This window comes from Solibacillus merdavium (assembly GCF_014836935.1).
Taxonomy (GTDB): domain Bacteria; phylum Bacillota; class Bacilli; order Bacillales_A; family Planococcaceae; genus Solibacillus; species Solibacillus ferritrahens.
In genome coordinates, this window is record NZ_JACSPW010000005.1 from 169,349 (window position 1) to 187,949 (window position 18,601).

14 protein-coding genes and 1 pseudogene are annotated in these 18,601 nt (G+C 34.4%); 3 read left to right on the plus strand and 12 right to left on the minus strand.

Features of this window, described 5'->3' with window-relative positions:
• Nucleotides 1-72: 72 nt before the first annotated feature.
• The gene (hmpA, locus tag H9632_RS07455) at nucleotides 73-1,233 is read left to right on the plus strand and encodes an NO-inducible flavohemoprotein (protein ID WP_191703484.1); all 1,161 of its coding nucleotides are present in this window, start codon (nucleotides 73-75) and stop codon (nucleotides 1,231-1,233) included.
• Between the two features lie 379 nt (nucleotides 1,234-1,612).
• On the opposite strand, the gene H9632_RS07460 is transcribed toward hmpA, so the two are convergent.
• The 3 genes from H9632_RS07460 to H9632_RS07470 all read right to left on the minus strand — a co-directional run bounded on the left by H9632_RS07460 (nucleotide 1,613) and on the right by H9632_RS07470 (nucleotide 3,959).
• On the minus strand, nucleotides 1,613-2,596 hold the full coding sequence (locus H9632_RS07460) for a restriction endonuclease (protein WP_191703485.1): 984 nt from the start codon (nucleotides 2,594-2,596) through the stop codon (nucleotides 1,613-1,615).
• Nucleotides 2,597-2,827: 231 nt separating this feature from the next.
• Entirely contained in the window at nucleotides 2,828-3,409 is a 582-nt protein-coding gene (locus H9632_RS07465) for a hypothetical protein (protein WP_191703486.1), read from the minus strand.
• A 388-nt stretch (nucleotides 3,410-3,797) separates the two neighbouring features.
• Nucleotides 3,798-3,959, minus strand: coding sequence for a hypothetical protein (locus H9632_RS07470; RefSeq protein WP_191703487.1), 162 nt, complete (start codon nucleotides 3,957-3,959; stop codon nucleotides 3,798-3,800).
• A gap of 402 nt (nucleotides 3,960-4,361) precedes the next feature.
• On the opposite strand from H9632_RS07470, the gene H9632_RS07475 reads away from it, so the two are divergent.
• Both H9632_RS07475 and H9632_RS07480 read left to right on the plus strand, forming a co-directional pair.
• The gene (locus H9632_RS07475; protein ID WP_191703488.1) at nucleotides 4,362-4,505 is read left to right on the plus strand and encodes a hypothetical protein; all 144 of its coding nucleotides are present in this window, start codon (nucleotides 4,362-4,364) and stop codon (nucleotides 4,503-4,505) included.
• 567 nt (nucleotides 4,506-5,072) lie between these two features.
• Nucleotides 5,073-5,450: a hypothetical protein gene (locus H9632_RS07480; protein ID WP_191703489.1), complete on the plus strand. Its 378-nt coding sequence runs from the start codon at nucleotides 5,073-5,075 to the stop codon at nucleotides 5,448-5,450.
• On the opposite strand, the gene H9632_RS07485 is transcribed toward H9632_RS07480, so the two are convergent.
• From H9632_RS07485 to H9632_RS07530, 9 genes and pseudogenes are all read right to left on the minus strand, one after another.
• Nucleotides 5,372-6,100, minus strand: a complete 729-nt coding sequence (locus H9632_RS07485; RefSeq protein WP_191703490.1) for an ATP-binding protein — start codon at nucleotides 6,098-6,100, stop codon at nucleotides 5,372-5,374. The genes H9632_RS07480 and H9632_RS07485 overlap by 79 nt on opposite strands.
• Nucleotides 6,090-6,257: a hypothetical protein gene (locus H9632_RS07490; protein WP_191703491.1), complete on the minus strand. Its 168-nt coding sequence runs from the start codon at nucleotides 6,255-6,257 to the stop codon at nucleotides 6,090-6,092. The genes H9632_RS07485 and H9632_RS07490 overlap by 11 nt, the downstream gene beginning before the upstream one ends.
• A gap of 26 nt (nucleotides 6,258-6,283) precedes the next feature.
• Nucleotides 6,284-6,880: a hypothetical protein gene (locus tag H9632_RS07495; RefSeq protein WP_191703492.1), complete on the minus strand. Its 597-nt coding sequence runs from the start codon at nucleotides 6,878-6,880 to the stop codon at nucleotides 6,284-6,286.
• 273 nt (nucleotides 6,881-7,153) lie between these two features.
• On the minus strand, nucleotides 7,154-7,798 hold the full coding sequence (locus tag H9632_RS07500; protein ID WP_191703493.1) for a hypothetical protein: 645 nt from the start codon (nucleotides 7,796-7,798) through the stop codon (nucleotides 7,154-7,156).
• Nucleotides 7,786-11,043: a RecQ family ATP-dependent DNA helicase gene (locus H9632_RS07505; RefSeq protein WP_191703494.1), complete on the minus strand. Its 3,258-nt coding sequence runs from the start codon at nucleotides 11,041-11,043 to the stop codon at nucleotides 7,786-7,788. Before H9632_RS07505 ends, H9632_RS07500 begins: the two co-directional genes overlap by 13 nt.
• Before the next feature lie 160 nt (nucleotides 11,044-11,203).
• Nucleotides 11,204-11,446: pseudogene (locus H9632_RS19115) on the minus strand (lecithin retinol acyltransferase family protein); the annotation flags it as partial.
• Between the two features lie 224 nt (nucleotides 11,447-11,670).
• Nucleotides 11,671-13,416 carry a DUF1998 domain-containing protein gene (gene drmB, locus H9632_RS07520; RefSeq protein ID WP_191703496.1) on the minus strand — a complete coding sequence of 582 codons (1,746 nt, stop codon included), beginning with the start codon at nucleotides 13,414-13,416 and terminating at the stop codon, nucleotides 11,671-11,673.
• A complete protein-coding gene (gene drmA / locus H9632_RS07525) occupies nucleotides 13,416-16,742 on the minus strand; it encodes a DISARM system helicase DrmA (RefSeq protein ID WP_225223730.1) in 3,327 nt (1,108 codons plus the stop codon). Before drmA ends, drmB begins: the two co-directional genes overlap by 1 nt.
• On the minus strand, nucleotides 16,739-18,463 hold the full coding sequence (locus H9632_RS07530) for a DEAD/DEAH box helicase (RefSeq protein WP_191703497.1): 1,725 nt from the start codon (nucleotides 18,461-18,463) through the stop codon (nucleotides 16,739-16,741). The genes drmA and H9632_RS07530 overlap by 4 nt, the downstream gene beginning before the upstream one ends.
• Between the last annotated feature and the right edge of the window lie 138 nt (nucleotides 18,464-18,601).

Sequence of the window (18,601 nt, forward strand, 5' to 3'; positions counted from 1 at the left end):
TTAAACTTTACTCAGCAGTATATTGAGTGTGCAAGAAAGAAACTAACCAAATTTTGAGGGGACGTGCGCTTTATGTTAGCACAACAAACAATTGATACAATTAAATCTACAGTACCAGTATTGGAGGTACACGGATTAGCTATTACAAAAACTTTCTATTCAAATCTATTTAAAGACAATCCACAATTACTGAACATTTTTAACCATACAAACCAAAAGAAAGATCGTCAGCAAACAGCTTTAGCAAACACAGTGTATGCAGCAGCAGTTCACATCGATAACCTGGAGGCAATCGTTCCAGCTGTTGTTCAAATTGCACATAAACACGTAAGCTTAGGTATTTTACCAGAGCATTATCCAATTGTAGGTAAATATTTATTAGCAGCAATTAAAGAAGTACTTGGAGACGCAGCTACTGATGACATTATCGATGCATGGGCAAAAGCATACGGCGTCATTGCGGATGTATTTATTTCAGTGGAGGAAGATTTATACCAAGCTACAGAAAACGCTGGAGGATGGCGCTTATTCAAAGATTTTACGATTGAAAAAGTTGTGGAAGAAAGCGAAGCAGTGAAATCCTTCTATTTAAAACCTGCTGACGGAGAGAAATTACCTGTATTCAAAGCGGGTCAATTCATTACATTACGTACGCAAGTACCGGGTGAAGAGTTCTTAATGAACCGTCAATACACACTTACTGATGGAACGGAAGACTATTTCCGCATTTCTGTTAAACGTGAAGACGATGTAACACCAAACGGCATTGTTTCAAACTTCCTGCATAACGCAGAAATCGGCACGAAAGTCGATGTAAGTGCTCCAGCAGGTGTGTTCACATTAGTACAAAATGATAGCCCTGTTCTATTTATTAGCGGCGGTGTTGGTGTAACACCACTACAAGGCATGCTTAAAACAATGGAAGGCCGCCAAGCATCATTCATCCAATGTGCCCGCAACGAAAATGTAGCAGCGTTTAAAGAATCAATCGAACAAAATGTAGCAGCTACAGACGGTAAATACAAAGCAGTTTATTCGGATCTAGATGGCTATGTAACAAAAGCTCAAATCGAGGAATTCCTTGTACCAGGTATGGAAGTGTATGTATGTGGTCCAACTGCATTCATGGAAACAGTCATTCAATACTTAGTCGAGCTAGGTGTACCTGGAGATAAAATTCACTATGAGTTCTTCGGTGCTGCGATGGCATTGCAGATTAAGAAGACGGCTTAAGTTATTGCAAAACCCTTATATAATATGAAGAAACAGCCAGTTGCCGGTTTTGTCGGGACTGGCTTTTATTGCATTAACAAGTCATCTAATTAAGAAAAGAGGCCGGGTTAAAAGATTGGAATCGGAGGGGGCCAGAGTAGCTGACGGCAGACGACTTTCACTATAAGCATAGCTTCCTATGGGAATAGCGTGACGCCTGAAACTTTCGTGTAAGGCCACGCCCGTGGAAAGCATACCCAGAATGCAAATCAATTTTACTATAGCAAAAACCATTATTTTTCTCTGTGAGAAGAAAATGATAGTTTTAGTTTTGTCCAACCTCTCCTATAACAACGGAAAACTCCCCTAAAGTAATTACACTAGTCACCTGTCATTTCAACTATTCAGGCACATACATTTTTTGCAATGGCAGCAATGCCCTTGTATCATTTGGCATCAATTCGTACCATTCAATAATTAATTGCACGAGTTCCTCCAAATCAACCAATTTAACCGAATTTTGCTTCGCTACAATCATAGCTTGTGAAGTAAATCCACCCGTAGAGACAAATAAGCAATTTGCTTTTAACGGATTTGCTCCTAATAATTGCTGAATTTCAGGTGAACCAGCTGTTGATTTCCGATGCTTTACTTGCACTTTAATGATAGGCTGCTCAAAGCCAAATGCATCTTTATAAGCTAGAATATCAACACCACCATCTGGCCCCTTCGGACTTATTTTGACATTATATTTCATCGCTTGTAATAACCCGCCAACTAAATCCTGCAATTGCCATGGATCTAGCTTGTCTACCTTATCTTCAATCATTAGACGTGCCTTACTTTTTAAATCTTCTATGATTACTGTTTCATCATCTTCTGGAGGAACATCAGGATTTTTAACTATTGATGGATTAGCTAATAGTCCTTCAATTTCAGATCCCCATTGATCTACTCTAAAAACAGTTAATACTGAACCCAAACTATTCTTAGCAGATTGAGATAACTGATCACGTGCTACGGTATTTGCTTCCCATTTAACTTTTAAAGTATTTGGATAAGGATTCTCATTAGCATAATCATAATAATGAGCTTCTGTAACACTTCCAATGATATATTCACGTTTTTCTTTTGAATAAGAAATAATTCTATCACCTATTTCAATTTCACGACTAAAGCGCCAAACTTGGCTCACCCAGCTATTTCTCGTTTGTGGCTTTTCTTCCGAATACACTAAATCTGCCTTTGATAACAGCTGTTCTTTAGTTGTAAATAGCTTTGGGTTTTCTAGGTCAGGCCATCCTATTGATACAATTTTTTGTCTCAACCAAACAGGTATTAATTCGTTATTATCTCCAGCTCTAACCATCCACCATTTAGTCAAAATAAACATCTCCATCACTTTATAATTTTAATAAATTTGTCATTTTAAAAATTCCTTAATCACTAATTTAATCCTATCTAAAACCCTTCATAAATGATAGGGATTTTTTGTATTTTTTTACCTATTTCAAAATTGGAAATTATGCTTCAATGACTCACAAAATTAAAAACCCTTGAGTGTACAAGGGTTTTAGAAATGATAGAAATCCGTTGCTTCTATAATATATTTAACTTAGTACAAAAAAGAGTCCGTAAGAAATTCATTTTTCTTTCGATTTCCATCAGTGTTCTGACTATTACTGAATCTATTAATGTCTGATACTTTGAGATCCTTATTTAAAGCATTTTTATTCGGTGTAGAGACTTTATCCCACCTTTCCATGATAATTTCTTGGCTTGAAGCTAAGGATAAATCCATATAGAAATTATTAAGTAAAGTAGATTTAAAGTTAACCTTACTTTCAAAATATTCAAGCGACAACTCTTTGAAAATTTCCGGAAAAATACTGATTATTATATTCTTTTTTTGAGCATCAATTTTGATCTTCACTAAGTTTCTATTACTAATATCCTTATCAACTTTCGCGATGGAGCCCAATTTATGAATAATCAATATCCTGATATATAATGAATCACTTAAAGCTATAAAGCCATCCACAGTTACATTCTGTTTATAGGTTGAAAAGAATATATTACTTTTACTTAAACCTTTCAACTGATTCGTAAATTTCTGAAAACCAATAGATATTTGGTAGGTGTTTTTTATCTGATTGTATTTTATACTCATATTTTTATCTTTTAATACTAGTCTCATTTTTTCACCTTTTTATTTTCAAAGTTTGTGTGTGTATGTATTTAAGTATTTCCATGCGGCATCAATAGATTGTTTTAAATATGTATTATTTTGTAGATTTTCCAAATCATTTACTATATTACCTCACAACTAAGTACTTTTCCTCACTAATTAACACAAGATTAGTCAAATTGTCCTTTGTTTATACTAATTTTAAACAATATATCAAAATTTATACACACATTATTATCTACTTTTCCTTCATAGGAGTATTAATTATCTATTCGAGTAACTAATTTCTATTTATTACAAAATGACAAATAATCATTCACATAACTGCGTGATGTACAGTTTTCAATGCATAAGAAAAGACACCCACGTAAATGAGTGCCTTGATGAGAATTTAAATTTAATGTGCACAGCCCTTGCCCTTAATACAATATGGCGGTTCTTTCCAACCACCGCCTCCTCCTACATCTTCATCCATAGCACTAGCTCCCGTACCAAATGACAAACTCATAAGCAGAAGAGCCCCAGCAAAAACTGACCATAACGATTTTTTCTTTTTCATCAATAATCTCCTCCTCTATTCAATAATTCATCTTACAACCGCTTAATTCTCCATTATTTGTTAAATATCCTTTTAATTTCTAAAAAATTTAATTTTGTACTTCTGATGTAAGATGAGAAAGAATTTCAACAATTTTTCCCATTGCTTGGAAAACTTGTTCATTTAATTCTGTTATTTCTGCATCATTCAGTTTCTACACTATATATCTCTTCCATATTAATGAAAGTAAAATATTCTACTATCTAGAGCCCAAGACGGTTTCACTTCTTTTTCTAGGGAAGAAGGTGTATTGAATCGACTTTTCTATGTCGAACATTGTTGGAAGAATATTCCTAATTGACCATATATTTAACATTTATTACATGGTAGTATTTATTTAAACAATTAGAAAGGAGGAAGAATATGAAAAAAACTTTTAAAATTATCGTCTCCGCTCTATGTCTTTCAGCAATATTAGTAGGTGGAACTACATTGTCTGCTAGTGCCTATGATAATGGCGGTGGTAGTGGTACTCCAGCTTCTAAACCTCATCAAGAAAGACCTTAGTATTGTTTATATTTAATAACCAAGCAGTTCTGACAGCCAATGAAACTTTGGCTGTTTTTTCTATTAATTAATAGAGCATTCCCCCCTTCGCCTTCCACAGATTAATCATAGGGAGATGAAACAGAATCAGATGAAGAACTACGATCGTATGAACATGATGATGAACTGCCGTAAGAATTAGAATTTTGTCTGTTGCATGAATTATCGACAGGTGAAGTGATCCATTTTCTTTGCGATGAAGCATCGAGTGGCAATTTGGGCAAACAGGTATTAAATCTTTAATTGAATCTACGATATAGCCCTTTTTTTATCTCACGAAGCGGCTGAAGAAGAGGCCTGGATATAATTAGTTCAGTTAAGACAAAAAGTGAAAATGCACCCTGCAATCCCCCTTTTTATCTTATTCTGTGAAGAGCCCCCCTCACCATCACCACCTTCCCTCCTAAAAACAGAGAAAGCCTCAACATTTACTGTAGATTTCTATGCCACCTAATATACATTGAATATTTGTGCTAAAATGTAAATTATATACATTTTATTTTAGCAATACTCGGAGGTTAAAATTGCATGGAATTTAAACAGGTTGGCTTTCTGAAAAGAGTTGCAAATGCTTTTACGGATAAAGAAAACTTAAAGACCCCCATCCTTATAAAAGAATCGACAGAAAGTGTTCAGATAATTGATCAATATAAAAAAGAATTAGAATATACAAAAGATGTAAAAGCTCATAAATCCCTTAATGAAAAAATAAAGCTAATAGAACTTGGTTTAAAAGGTGAAAACAGCGTTCTTTTTGAATTACAAAATTCATTTCTACCATTACATATTCTTCACGATATTCGGGTCGCCCATAATGATTTAAAGGCTCAAAATAATAAGTCCCTTAAAATATCATCATTAGCATTCTTCGCCAATTTTGCACGAATGTCCTCACTTGGCATTTGAATTGGTACCGTCATCTTTTTAATACGACTTGAGATACGCCCACTAATATATATTTCATCTAACTGATCTTGTGTTAAATTCGAAGTAATTATTGTTACAAGCTTTTGATTCATACGAGTATCTAAAATTTGTGTAAATGTTGATTCAATCCACTCTGAGGTTTTCTCTACTCCTAAATCATCTAAGACTAGCACATTAACGCTCATAAATTTGTTAAGGATAGTTTGTGTAGTCCCTTCATTAAACGAAGCACGCAGCTCGTCAAATAGGTTTTTAGTTGTTATATAAAAACCTTCAACTTTAGTCTGCTTAATTAAAGCATTTAGAAGACTAATTGCGAGTCTTGTTTTATCTGACCCACGCTTCTCGCTATGCAGATAAAGCCCTTTTTCCTCCATTTTAAAACGCTCAAAATCTCTTACATAGTTAATGCATAGACGTTTTGCCATTGCAGCTATATTTTGATCCTTCTTATATTCATAAATATTAATATCAAATGAATTAATCGTTACTGCTTCATAATCTTTTGGTACTTTAGCTGATTGAATTAATCGTTGAATCTTAATATTTGCTGCACAATCACAATAACGGGCAAATTCGTAACCATTTGGCTTTCTTAAATATAACCAGCCAGTTCCGTCACAAGTCACATTTTTGAAGCGGACATTTCGTTGAGATTGTATTCATGATTATAGATCCTTCTGTTAAGACCTTCTCTTCCGAAGAAATATCAGATAAGTTAATTCCTTTCTCCAATAATCGTTCAACCATTTTCTCTGGTAATAAGCTTAAATCTATCTTTTTCACAATTAGCGCTCCTTTTCTAAATTAATTTAAAAGTCTGCAGTTGTATCTCCAACAAATATCACTTTTGAATGTGTAGTATCTTTCATCTCTTTAGAGACTTTCTGCTCTTTTAATGTTCCTTCGATAAAATTTTGAAAGTATGCAAACAATTGGATAACTGGGGCCTTTTTTATCTTAAGAGCTGTTTGATAACAATCGTTCATAAGCTTAAGAACTGTGTCAGTGTTTACTCCTGTTGATAAAAAACTATTTATTGCTGCTTCATCTTTTTGTGTTAAATAGTTATGAATACTTAACTTCAAATACAGATTTTTGATTTGTTTCAAAAACATGTCATCTACTGAATCACCCATTTCTTTCTTTATTTCATTTTTTGAATTGTATTCTTTGTTAGTAATCTCTGGTATTGCTGCTGTCATTTTGGACTTTCGAACATCCTTTTTGTCATCCTCCAAGGAGTCAAATGTCACTTTCGAAGAACCAATTTGTCCTGTTACTTTATTTGGCTTAGGAATACACTCTTCGTATCCTTCTAATTCGTACCCTAGCTCATTTAAATCAGGAATTATACGTTTCGTGTACAAAATAAAAAACCCTGATATACAAGGGTTTTGAACGTTCATTTGCGCCTATTTAGGGCTAAATGAAATCATATGTATGGAGACGGCGGGACATAGAAGGTAAAACTTCAAAAGCCCGCCATATCAAGGTTATCTACACTTATTTTCCATTGAAAATGCGCGTGGCAACTTTTTTGGCAACTTTTTAATAAAAGTGCTTGTGGAGCGATTATTATTAACCTTTTGTCAAAGAGAGGGTCAGCTTTATAAGACCCCTATTGCTTTTACGAGGCAGTTCATATTTGGCAGTTTTTATAACACTTCTTATTCTTCCTATTAAGTTAGTTTTAATATTACTAAGAGTACTATGCCTACTCCAAATAAACTATATAAAATGTATTCTAATCTTTTCGATGATTTATGATGTTGCGCAGTTAGTGTATTCACATCCGTAATCAATCCATTTTGTAGCTTCTCAAATGTAGAATTTTGTTTTTGTAATAGTTCATTTGAAGTGTTTAATTTTTCGATTTTTTCGCTATTTCCTTCAATACTTTGTTGCAGAAACTGAATATTAGACGATGTGGTATTTTGTCGTTCTTCTAATAACGCCACCTTAGATTCAAGAACTTTGATTTCTTGATTAATTAGTGTCGTTAAATTATTGAATTGGCCCACATTTTCTTTCAAAAATTGTTCTGTTCCCGAAAAATTGTCCTCAACCGTTGTATTAATTTCTTCCAATCTTTTCTCATTAGCTTTAAATTGTTCTTTAAAATTCTTTTCTTGCGTTTCAAATTGTTTTTGTAACCCACCTAAAATATTGGCCGTTTCTTTCACACGATTTAATTGCTGTTCTACCAAAGCGTGCTGTTGTTCAATCTCATTTAAGAATACCGATGCTTTTTTTACACTTTTTATTTCTTGTCCTAATTCATTAATATACGTTTCCATCTTTTCTATCTGCTTTAATTCTCCCATGGGTACTCACCTCCAACTCTTACTTCTTTAATTTGCGAACTTAAATCATTAATTAGTTCCCCATAAGACATTCCGTCTTTAAACTCTTTATAAATGATTTTTATTTCCTCATACGTATTAAATCCATTTAATATTAATAGTTCACTTAAATCCGTTTTTTCATTTGGCTTTAAAAAGTCATTGCCAATATTTAAAATAGAAACTAAAAGTTCTCTTCTCCATTCAGGTTCCAATTCATTAATATAAGAAATTGCTTGTGATAAACGCTTTTTTGAATCATTAGTTAATGCCCCTGTATTAATTAACGATGTAATGCCTTCAATTAGATTTAAAGTAGGATCATTTTTATAACTTTCTAAAAAACGACTGATTGTTATCGAAAGATCCTTTATTTCTGGTTCGTTTTTTTTACTTAAATTATCGTTAGTTTCAACGTAATAAATACGCCACCAATCTTGAATTTTCTTAGGCTTAGATATCGTATTCTCTAAGAAGTATACGTCATCATTCCGTTTGAAATAGACTTCTAATTTATGTTGAAAATCATCAGAACTCTCAAAGTCCAACACGTTTTTATACATATTTTTTAAAGATTGCTTTCGTGAATAAATAACATTATCGTTATACCATTTCAATAAAATATAACTAAATTTATAAAGTGTTGTTACATTATCAATCGAATAAACTGTCAAATACTCTTTAAGTTCAGAGTTTTTGTATATTGCTTCTAATGTAAATAAAGCATCGTATTTTTGTATATGTTTAAAAACACTACTTTGAATAGTATCTTCATCAAAGGGATTTAGTGAAACGATTATTTTGCTAGTTTTCCAATCAATCATCCAATCATTCACTAGACCCAAAAGTGCTAAACGATATACAATTTTTTCATTATCTCCGCGATTTGCAATTTGAACAGCGGAATGGCCTGCTAAAAATTGCTCATAAAATTCACAAATCGAATTAGTTTCCTCATCAATATTCTTTAACCCTTTCTTCATTAAAAACATAACTTTATTTAAATCACCTTGCAAAACCCTTGTAGTAGATTCAACTTCTTCTAGTTTCGTATCTATTCCAAATAAAACTTGATGCTGAAAAGTCGTTAATGTATCTTTTGTAAACAAAATAATACACTTTGAATCTCCTCGATCACGTCCAGCACGTCCAGCTTCTTGATAATAAGATTCTAATGAAGATGGAATTCCATAATGGATTACTGTCCGTATATCTGGTTTATCTATTCCCATTCCAAATGCTTTAGTTGCAACGAGCACATCTAACTCGTTATTCATAAATGCCCGTTGCATCGAGTCTTTGTAGCTTTGAAAATCTGTTTCTTTAAAGTCTTTAGGAGCACTTCCTGAATAAAATCCACTATTAACTTTCAACTGTGTACGTAGTTGGTTACTAAGCTTATAACAGCCTTCATTACCTCCTGCAAAAGGAGTGAATACTAACAGTGGCTGATTATTGTCTAGGTTTTGGTAAACAATTTCCGTTAACTTTTGCTGTTTTTCAAATTTACTTGCCTCAATCACTTCAAACGATAGCTCTTTTCTCGTAAAATCACTTATTGTTATTACATCTTTATTCTCTATACTAAGCTCATTTCTAATATCTAATAAAACTTTAGAAGAAGCAGTTGCCGTTAATGCCATAAAAATAGCAGTTGGTGCATATCTTCTAACAGTGTTTGCCAAGGCTAAATAGGATGTTCTGAAGTCGTGACCCCATTCTGAAATGCAGTGTGCCTCGTCTATTACTGCGTAAGCAATTTGTTTCTTTACTTGAATCATTTGCAATCTTTCTCTGAAATTCTGCTGTTGAAATCTTTCTGGAGAAATTATTAAAAATAAATATTTCCCTTCAGTATAGTCATCTAATCTTTTAGAACTGATTTCAACTGGAAGATCTCCATTGATATATTCAGCACAATCAATATAATGTTTAAACTTTAAATTTTGGATTTGGTCTACCATTAATGACTTAATTGGTGCTACTACAAAGCTAATGGCTGGTTGAAGGAACGTACACATTTGATACGTTAATGATTTGCCTCCGCCTGTTGGTAGTAATCCAACTGTATGATTTCGATTTAAAGTATTGATAATTATTGATAGTTGACCAGAATTGAATTCTTTATACCCATAAAGAACTTCCAATACATATTGTAACGAACGTTTATGTTTTTCTTCTTCTAAATGATACTCAATAATATAGTTAGTATTGATCACTCTATTATTTACTTCTTCAAAATAATCTTCTCTAACATAAATTATTGAGGAATCTACTAATAAATCATCCCAATATTTCCCGACAAGTAGATCAATGTGAAGAGCACTTTTTGTTCTCTTAACACCAATATTAATTTTAGGGAATGAAATCTCTAGATTTAATAAAAACGCAATTTCAATCATCCATTTTTGTAAATCTTCTAAAGCAATGGTAAACGACTCAATTTGTTGATCTTTATTTACAGTAAATGACCAATCATCGTCGTTTAAACTAATAACCTCATTTTTTAAAAGCTCAATTAATACCATTTGAAAACGGTATATCTCCGTTAATTGAGTATGAAGTTGATACTCATTAGGATTTTGTAAATATGTCTCAAACATTGATATATTTCCTCTGTACAATTTATATTGAGAACGTAAAATACTCATTAAACCTTTATAATCTTTATCAGCAACTTGTTTAGTTGTTAAACGTACTACTTCTACCCCTGCTGCTTTTAAATGTTTATCTCGAAATTTATCTAACTTTTTTTGATTATTATCTATATGACTTTTCCCATCAATTTCTATTACAACTTTTAAAAAAGGATTATAAAAATCCACACTTTGCTTTTCTAAATCAGAATTATTAACAATTGCAGTTATTGGACATTCTGCAATAAATAAATCTGCTAAAAAAGGAGTTTTCCCAAAATTTTTTCTCAAATCTTCATAAAAGACTTTGGCAGGATAATTTAATTTTTCATCATCCCCCTTAATACTTTTATTCCAATTTGTATGTTCTGGGTGGATAATGCGTATATTTTTCATATCAATTAAGTAATTTCTACTTAAACCTAATCTATCTAATATATAGGGTGTCGCAAAAGAAGGGGTTCCGCGCATAATAATATTTTGTATGATTGAGAAAATTGGATTGTCATTACTTTCAAATTTTTTTGGTGGGATATTTTTAATAATGAAGTGATTATTCAATTTCGCATATCCTGAATTGTAAAAATGCATAGGTAATCTCGCCTTTCTTAAGCACACAAAATCAATTTCACTTTTATTTCCATTATATACAAATTAGTTTAATTCTCAAAATTCATTTCAAAGCAATAAAAAAATGAAGTCCTCAAAAGGACTTCAGGTAAAATCTCTCTATATTTTTGTGCAGCCGCGCTTAACGTCCAATTCGGCACCAGCGCACAAAGTTTTCGCAGTTGTTCATAGCTAAATTGTAGTCCATTTCTCCGATTCTGCTTCTTGCTCTCATTAACACCTCAGCAGACTAATACGTTTTTGGACTATCTTTAATATGAATTTTTGCACCTCTTGCAAAATCATCATATGAATAAATCGTCACGCCCTCGTCCATTAAATAATGGACGACTTCCTTATTTCCAATATAAACCCCGTGATGCGTATAGCCCGCTCTTTGTCAAATAAATGATCGCCCAATGACAATTCACTTGCGCTCGTAACTGTTCTCAGTTCTCTCATTAAGCTTAGTTAGCTTTTCACCTGTAGTCTGATTAACAGCCCCCACTGCTTTTTCTATTTTACGATTAGCCTTTTTCAAAAATCCATCTCTTTCGAAGATATTGTAGGAGGCAATATCGAATCTTACCGCTGTAGAAAGATTTTGTATTATTCTTCATCCAGTAAATTATCGAAAAATCCAAAGTTTTCATGTGGGTTAATATTTAGCAATGTACGACGGTCTAGTAATTGATTCCCCCACTCACATGATGTTTCTGAAACATGTGAGCAGCTATGACATGCCGCTGCATTTGCAGACAGGTTAAATTGGAATTTACCGTCAGAACAATTCGGATCAGACGAACAATATTGCATTCGTTCAATTGCTCTTAAAACAATTGGGTATAGCAACTCTGGCTTAGATAGAGCTGTTAAACCTCCTAGACTACCTTCTGAATCACCTGATGCTGTATAAATAAATACGCCGTGCATTGAGCTATCTACATATAATCGTTCTTTTAACGATGTAGTGCCATATCCCGAATGGGCAGCTAATTCCTTAAGTAATGCATGGCTAAACGTGTGTAGTAAGATATGGCGCCCCATCAATGGCAATGGCTCGTTACCAAATTCAGCACGCTGATGATTATATCTTTCAATAATGGTAGCTGTGATGGTTTCATTTTGTTCCCATAAAGCTAACTTTCTTACATCAAATACAAAGAAAATGCCTTCACCAAAATTTTGCACAGCTGGTAGCCAATTTTGTTTTGGGTTCTGCATAATACGATTCATATGTACATCACCCTCTTCAAAACGATCGATATAATCTATACGACTAAACCCTTTAAGTACCTGTATTTCAGGAACTGAATCTACACGATGAATAGCCGTAAAATAAGATTGTAGCTTTGGATGAATATCAATTTTCTCTGACTTAAATTGAATATTAGTTTCATTAAAATATGGCTGTGACAGTGTATTCCATTCTTGCTTTCGAATAGATTCGTAGCTTTGCTCTACATTTAACTCATCACCCATTAATAATCTTTCAAGATCAGCATATGCATTTTGGTTAATATGGTAGCGCTTTGCTATTCTATCCAAGGCCTTTTCCTTATTACCTGCGTCTAAATATTCCTCTCTACTAACTTCAAGTTCTGGTAAGATAGTGGCCAATGGATTGTCTCCTGTAGTTTCTGTTAATGGAACTTTTAAAAAGCTTAGTACATGCGGCGAATAAATATTCGATGCTCCTCGTAAAAAAGTTCGCATAGTGTTTTTACACAACTTTGGTTGTTCATCCTCTAGTTCTTGAGTATGCTTCTTCTCTAACCAAGGTGATTCATTCGTACAATCAAACAAATGCTTATCCTCATCATCTGGTTTCATAATTTTCCCTAGTGAACGAATTTGCTGGCAGTGATTACATTTAACAGCTAAATCAGATAATGAGCCACTTTCACTATTACGTAATAATTGTAGACTTGGTTTTTCGCAGCTCTCCCCTTTATGCACCCATTTATCATAAGGAAAATCACTAATATGGCCAAAATTACATACTGTTACAAAACGACTTGGATAAAGCTTTACATCGCCCCTACCTGCTTTTTCACATGACCAACAGTGCGAATTATTAAATGTCGTCATTTTCCCACATTTAGGGCAGATTTTCCAACGTGGGAATCTTACGGTTTTAACTTTAATTTTATCTGTTTGTTCATTCAATATACGTACATGATCGACTTTTAAATATTTTGTAATACGCTTATCAAAATCCTTTAGTGCTCCATGAGTAGCCCATAAATCTGCTGCTAAAACCATGACGCTCTCATCTAATAGGTCGAGAATAGCACCTGGCCCGGAATGATATATTAGCTGAGATGGGCGAATCTTTTCTTCATTATCTAGCATTATTTCTTCACCTCTATTTCAATTGTTCCTTCTACATTTCGTAGTGCCATCATGGCTGGTTGGGTAACTGGACTTCTACCTTCTTCACCAAATTGGCGTAAAAGTGACGGTTTTCTATTTTTTAGGTTTTTCTTATAACTTATTGTGTTCGCATCAGGATATGCATCTACTACCTGCTCCCACCATTCAAGTAATTTCTCAGTGGCCTGCTTTAATTCAGTCGTATCAATTTCCGTTGCGTCTGCACGTTTTAAAAATTGATCAATTAGCGCCTCTACTTCTTCCGTTCTCGAAAATTTATTAACCGCATTTTCTGCTCCTAATTCCGGAATCATTTGACGTAGCAACCCTACTAACGCCCCTCTTAAGCCTTTATATAGTGCACCACTTGCAAAAGGTGTCACACTCATTGCTTCTACATGACGGTACAATGCCTGATGATATGCACGGAATTGTTCAAAGTGCGATAAATCTCGTGAGCGCATTGAATTCAAAGTTGTAATAACCAATCCTGGATATTTACGTCCTACACGACTTGTGGCTTGGATATATTCAGATGTCGTTTTCGGCTGGCCCTGTACGACCATAACACCAAGACGATCCACATCGACACCTACTGAAATCATGTTTGTTGCAAGAACGGCATCTAATGCATCCTTCTCCGCATACTCTTTTTCCATTTGAGCTAATAGTAATGGAATTTCATACGCTTTTTTACGACTCGTCATTTCTTCTACTACTAATTCATGGTTAAATTCTTTTTTAGGATCTAATAAATCTAATCTACTTACAATTTCATCCTGGAATGTTGTTAACATGCCTGAAAGCTCTTTTACCGTATTAAAATACCCCAGCATTGTATAGTAAGGATCCATCTGTTTAGACAATCTTGAACGAGTAATCGTCGTCAAAGCTGCGAATAATTGAATAGCTTGGATTTTATTACTTACACCCGGAGAACACACACCTACATATAAACGACCAGGCTTTTCAGTTGTAGCGACCTCATGAGCAACAAATGTATCGTTTTGCTTTTGAACAGCTAATGGGAATTGTAAATAATCCCTTCCGTAGAGATGTAAAATTTGTTCCTTTGCACCTCTAATTGTGGCTGTAGATGCAATGACTTTTGCACGTTTTCCGCCATTTGACGTTAGTAAATCTACTGCCACTTCATACAGACCTGTTAAAGACCCTAGTGGACCCGAAATAAGGTGTAACTCATCTTGAATAATCAATAAAGGTGGTTTTAATCTTGATACTTTTTTATACCCACGTTTAGAGCCTTCCATTTTATAAGCAAAGCCCTTCTCTGGATGATATAAGTTCTTTCGTCCAAATAATTCGTGCATATCTTTCTTCCATGGTAACTGTGCTATTTTATCCACGGTACCGATTAATAATGTAGGAACATGTTGATAAATCGCTTCATCTACCGTATAAATCGGCAACTTTTTATAAAATAAACAAGATGGCTCATGGCAACCAATATGCTGTGTTTCACTATCACTAATCAAATAATCCCCAGGTGTTAGCTCAGTGCCACACCACGGACAGTTCAATAATTGCATTGGATTGCCACTTTTAACTTCTTGACCGTCCATTAACATTTCGAGCTTTTCTTTCGCTTCTTCTAGTTTATTGGGTGATGATTCTCCACCTATCCATAAACCAATACTAAACGGTAGCTCACCATATAACTGTACATTTTTTAAACGAATATCCTCCGCAGCACAAATTAGAGCTGCCGCGCGTTGGAATTGCTGTGTAGTCAGCAAACGTAATGTGTATCGCATAAAAATTGTAATACCTGCGTAGCTACTAACATCATTTACATCACCGGCTAATCGACGGTGCGCCATAGCATATGCTGCAACGCCCAAGTAGGCCTCTGTTTTCCCCCCACCTGTAGGGAACCAAATTAAATCAACAACTTCACGGTCCTCATGATTTTCATCTGATATGCCTGCTACATTCATTAATACGAAAATAATTTGGAATAAACGCCAGCTACCATTATAGACAGGTGCTACTCTCTTACCAGATGTTCTATATTGAACTGCAACAGCTGACATCGCACGCTGTTTAGACATTGCCTCATTCGCAAATCGAAATGCCTTATTTTCTAAAGTATCATCACCAGCTACGACAAGTGTAATACCTTCTTTTAAGCGTGCAATAATTTTCTCGATCTGTTCAACATTGCGCTCAGCTTCTTGCTTCAAATGTAAATCTAAACCTTCAATATGCTCTTTTTGTAAAACTAGCCATCGCTCGTAAAAATAAGGTAATTTTTCTAATTTTTCTTTAAGCTCATTTAAAGGTAATTTACTTAATGCCTCCATCTCAAACGCTTCGTCATGAATAGTCGTATGCTCTACAACTGGAAGCTCATAAAATGGTAACCACGTCGTCATAATTTCCATCGTTTTAGATGACTCATGCCAATCTACGCCAACACCATGTCCTATTGCTACCTCTTTATACTCACGGTACAAAAGTTCATCCGCCACATTAAATCGGTCTGCTACCGAATGGAATGTTGCTACATCCTGTTTATTTACAGTTACTTTCAATGCCGTTTGAAACATAATCTCGAATTGCTCAGGATAACTTTCACGAGTGTAGTTATTTAATAAGAAAATACTAATATGGTAAAGACCATTACGTTTAGTCCATGAATAATGTATTTGACCCGGGAATTGTTCATTAGAGTCCGCTTTCTTCTTGTAGTAATTTAGTTCACCTTTCTGCACAGTTTCTTGCAAATCAATCTCCCATTCAAGCTGATGAGGTGTTCTCGCATGCGTTTTCCCTTCATACGTCGCCCAACTAGCATCAATCTTAATAGGATTTAAATTATTCATTTTGAAGCTAAAGCCCATGCTTGAAGGACGGAACATTTGTCTAGAGCTTAAACGATCTTCAACCGAATCTTCCTCTATGATAACGGCTGTTTCTATTCCTAGCTTTCTTTCATCCTCAACACTACCAGTAGAACCAAATGGTACAAGCTTTCCCGTTAAGTAAAGCTGCATCGGTCGTTTAAAGCTCCCTAGCTCTTCATTTTCCTCAAATGGTCCAACTAAATAGCGACTGAGTTCATTATGTACAGTTTTACGCGCTCCAATATAATCGGCGGATTCATTATTCGCTATGGCCTTAAGTGTAATTTTATCGTCTGTCACAACAAAAACATCAGAATACTCCTTGACGATCCTAAGCATTGTAGATTTCACTTCAAATAATATTTTAAAATCTTTTACAAACAGTTCTTGATGCTGCTGTAAGTAATCAAAAAGCTTTTTAGCTCCTGGTTTCATCATTTACTGCTAACCTCCTCTAATAATAGCCATTCCTTTGTAAAGCGTGAATATGCTAGTGGTTTACCATGTGTATGAATATTGGCTGAAAAATCAACAATCTTACAATTTTCTGTTCCACCAAATTTTGGTCCTCGAAGACCACGACCCACCATTTGCTCATATAGAACCATACTCGAGGTAGGTCTACAAATTAATAAATGATCAACTTTTGGGGCGTCAAAACCCGTTGTTAATACGCCATAATTAAATAAATACTGAATTTCTTTTTTCTTAAATGCCTGGATATGCATACGACGGATTGCTTTTGGTGTTTTGGCAGAAATACATGCTGCTTTCTTTCCTATTGCATTTAAAACTGTAGTTAAAAATTCAGCGTGTTCAACTGTACATGCATAAACTAATACTGAGCTATCTAATGGTAAACCCAACATATAATCTATTATTTTCAGATTTCTTTCTCTGTTATTAGACAGATCCCTTAAAAATTCACTAGAAACCTCGCCATCTATAAACAGATCTTCATGCCATTCAATCGGTTCATCTTTGAATAATAGATATTGTGGCTTCGCTAAATAGCCCTGTTCCTGGAAATACAATAATGGATTTAATTTATACTCATTCTTTTCAGGTAATTTGGGGCGTATTAAGTTAGCCTGAAACTGCTCGACTAAAATACTTGTCTGATCCATATTTCGACCAGGTGTAGCTGTTAGTCCACAAATCGGGAATAAATCCTCTCCTACAATTCTCTTTGCATAATCGATTAAATCATTATAACTAGCCGCTGTTGCATGATGTGCTTCATCAATAATCATAGCGCCACAATTTCTAATTATTTCTTCAAAAGCACTATCACCGGAATTAATTCTTGATACTATTTGTTGGATGCTTCCTACAACAACCCCACCTACTAAATCATCCAATTCAACAGTTGAACCTCCAAAATAGCGATAAACTCTCAACGCATAAGCAAATTCACGTTCTTGCCACATATCTGATATACAAGCTATCGCCTGTTCACAAAGTTCCTCCCCTTGTGCAATCCAGATCATATATTTCCCTTCTGCAAAGCGTGGCTGTAACCAATCGATAAAGCTTTCTACAGCAATTCGTGTTTTACCACCACCTGTAGGTAATGTCACGATACAACGTGTTTTCTCTTGTTGTTGATTCAATACTTCTAGCATCTTTTGCTTTAAACTTTCTTGGTAAGGAACTAATGGTGGAATTATTTTTCTTGGCTCGATATCTGTAACAGCTGCTGCACGTTCAGTGCGATCATTTTCAATACCGGCAAAAACTAGTGGGAATTTTAATGTAGTAACGAAATCTCTTGCCCAACGTTTTCCTGGTGACCATTTCTTAGTTGAGAGCGGAGTGGCCATATAACCAGGTGAAGTAATCTTTCTTTTACTATCTGGATTTCTTTCATAAAGTGCTACTAAATCTTTTACATCTAACCTTCTTAATAGATGTAGTCTTAATTCTCGCACTGCCTCACTTGAACCCATAAATAATTCAGAGCCTTTTTGTACAACTAAAATTTTTGCAAGTTCTTCCTCTGTCAGCTTGTTTTCTCCTAATGTATCTAAAATAGAAGTTAGTTGACTATAATGCTCTGTACCTACTAAATCCATTAAAATTTTATATGGTATTTTATACTGATTGATTAATAAACTTACTGCTTGTTGAATCTCACTTTCGTATGGAAATCTAGCCATTCCAACACCCTCTTGTCTTTTTTATTAGGCTAATTATACCATCTTTAAACTTTAGGTTAAGATGCGAAAAAATTACAACTCCCTTACACTATTCCAAAGCAAAATACATCCCCAGTAAATTTCCTTATTAAAATCGGC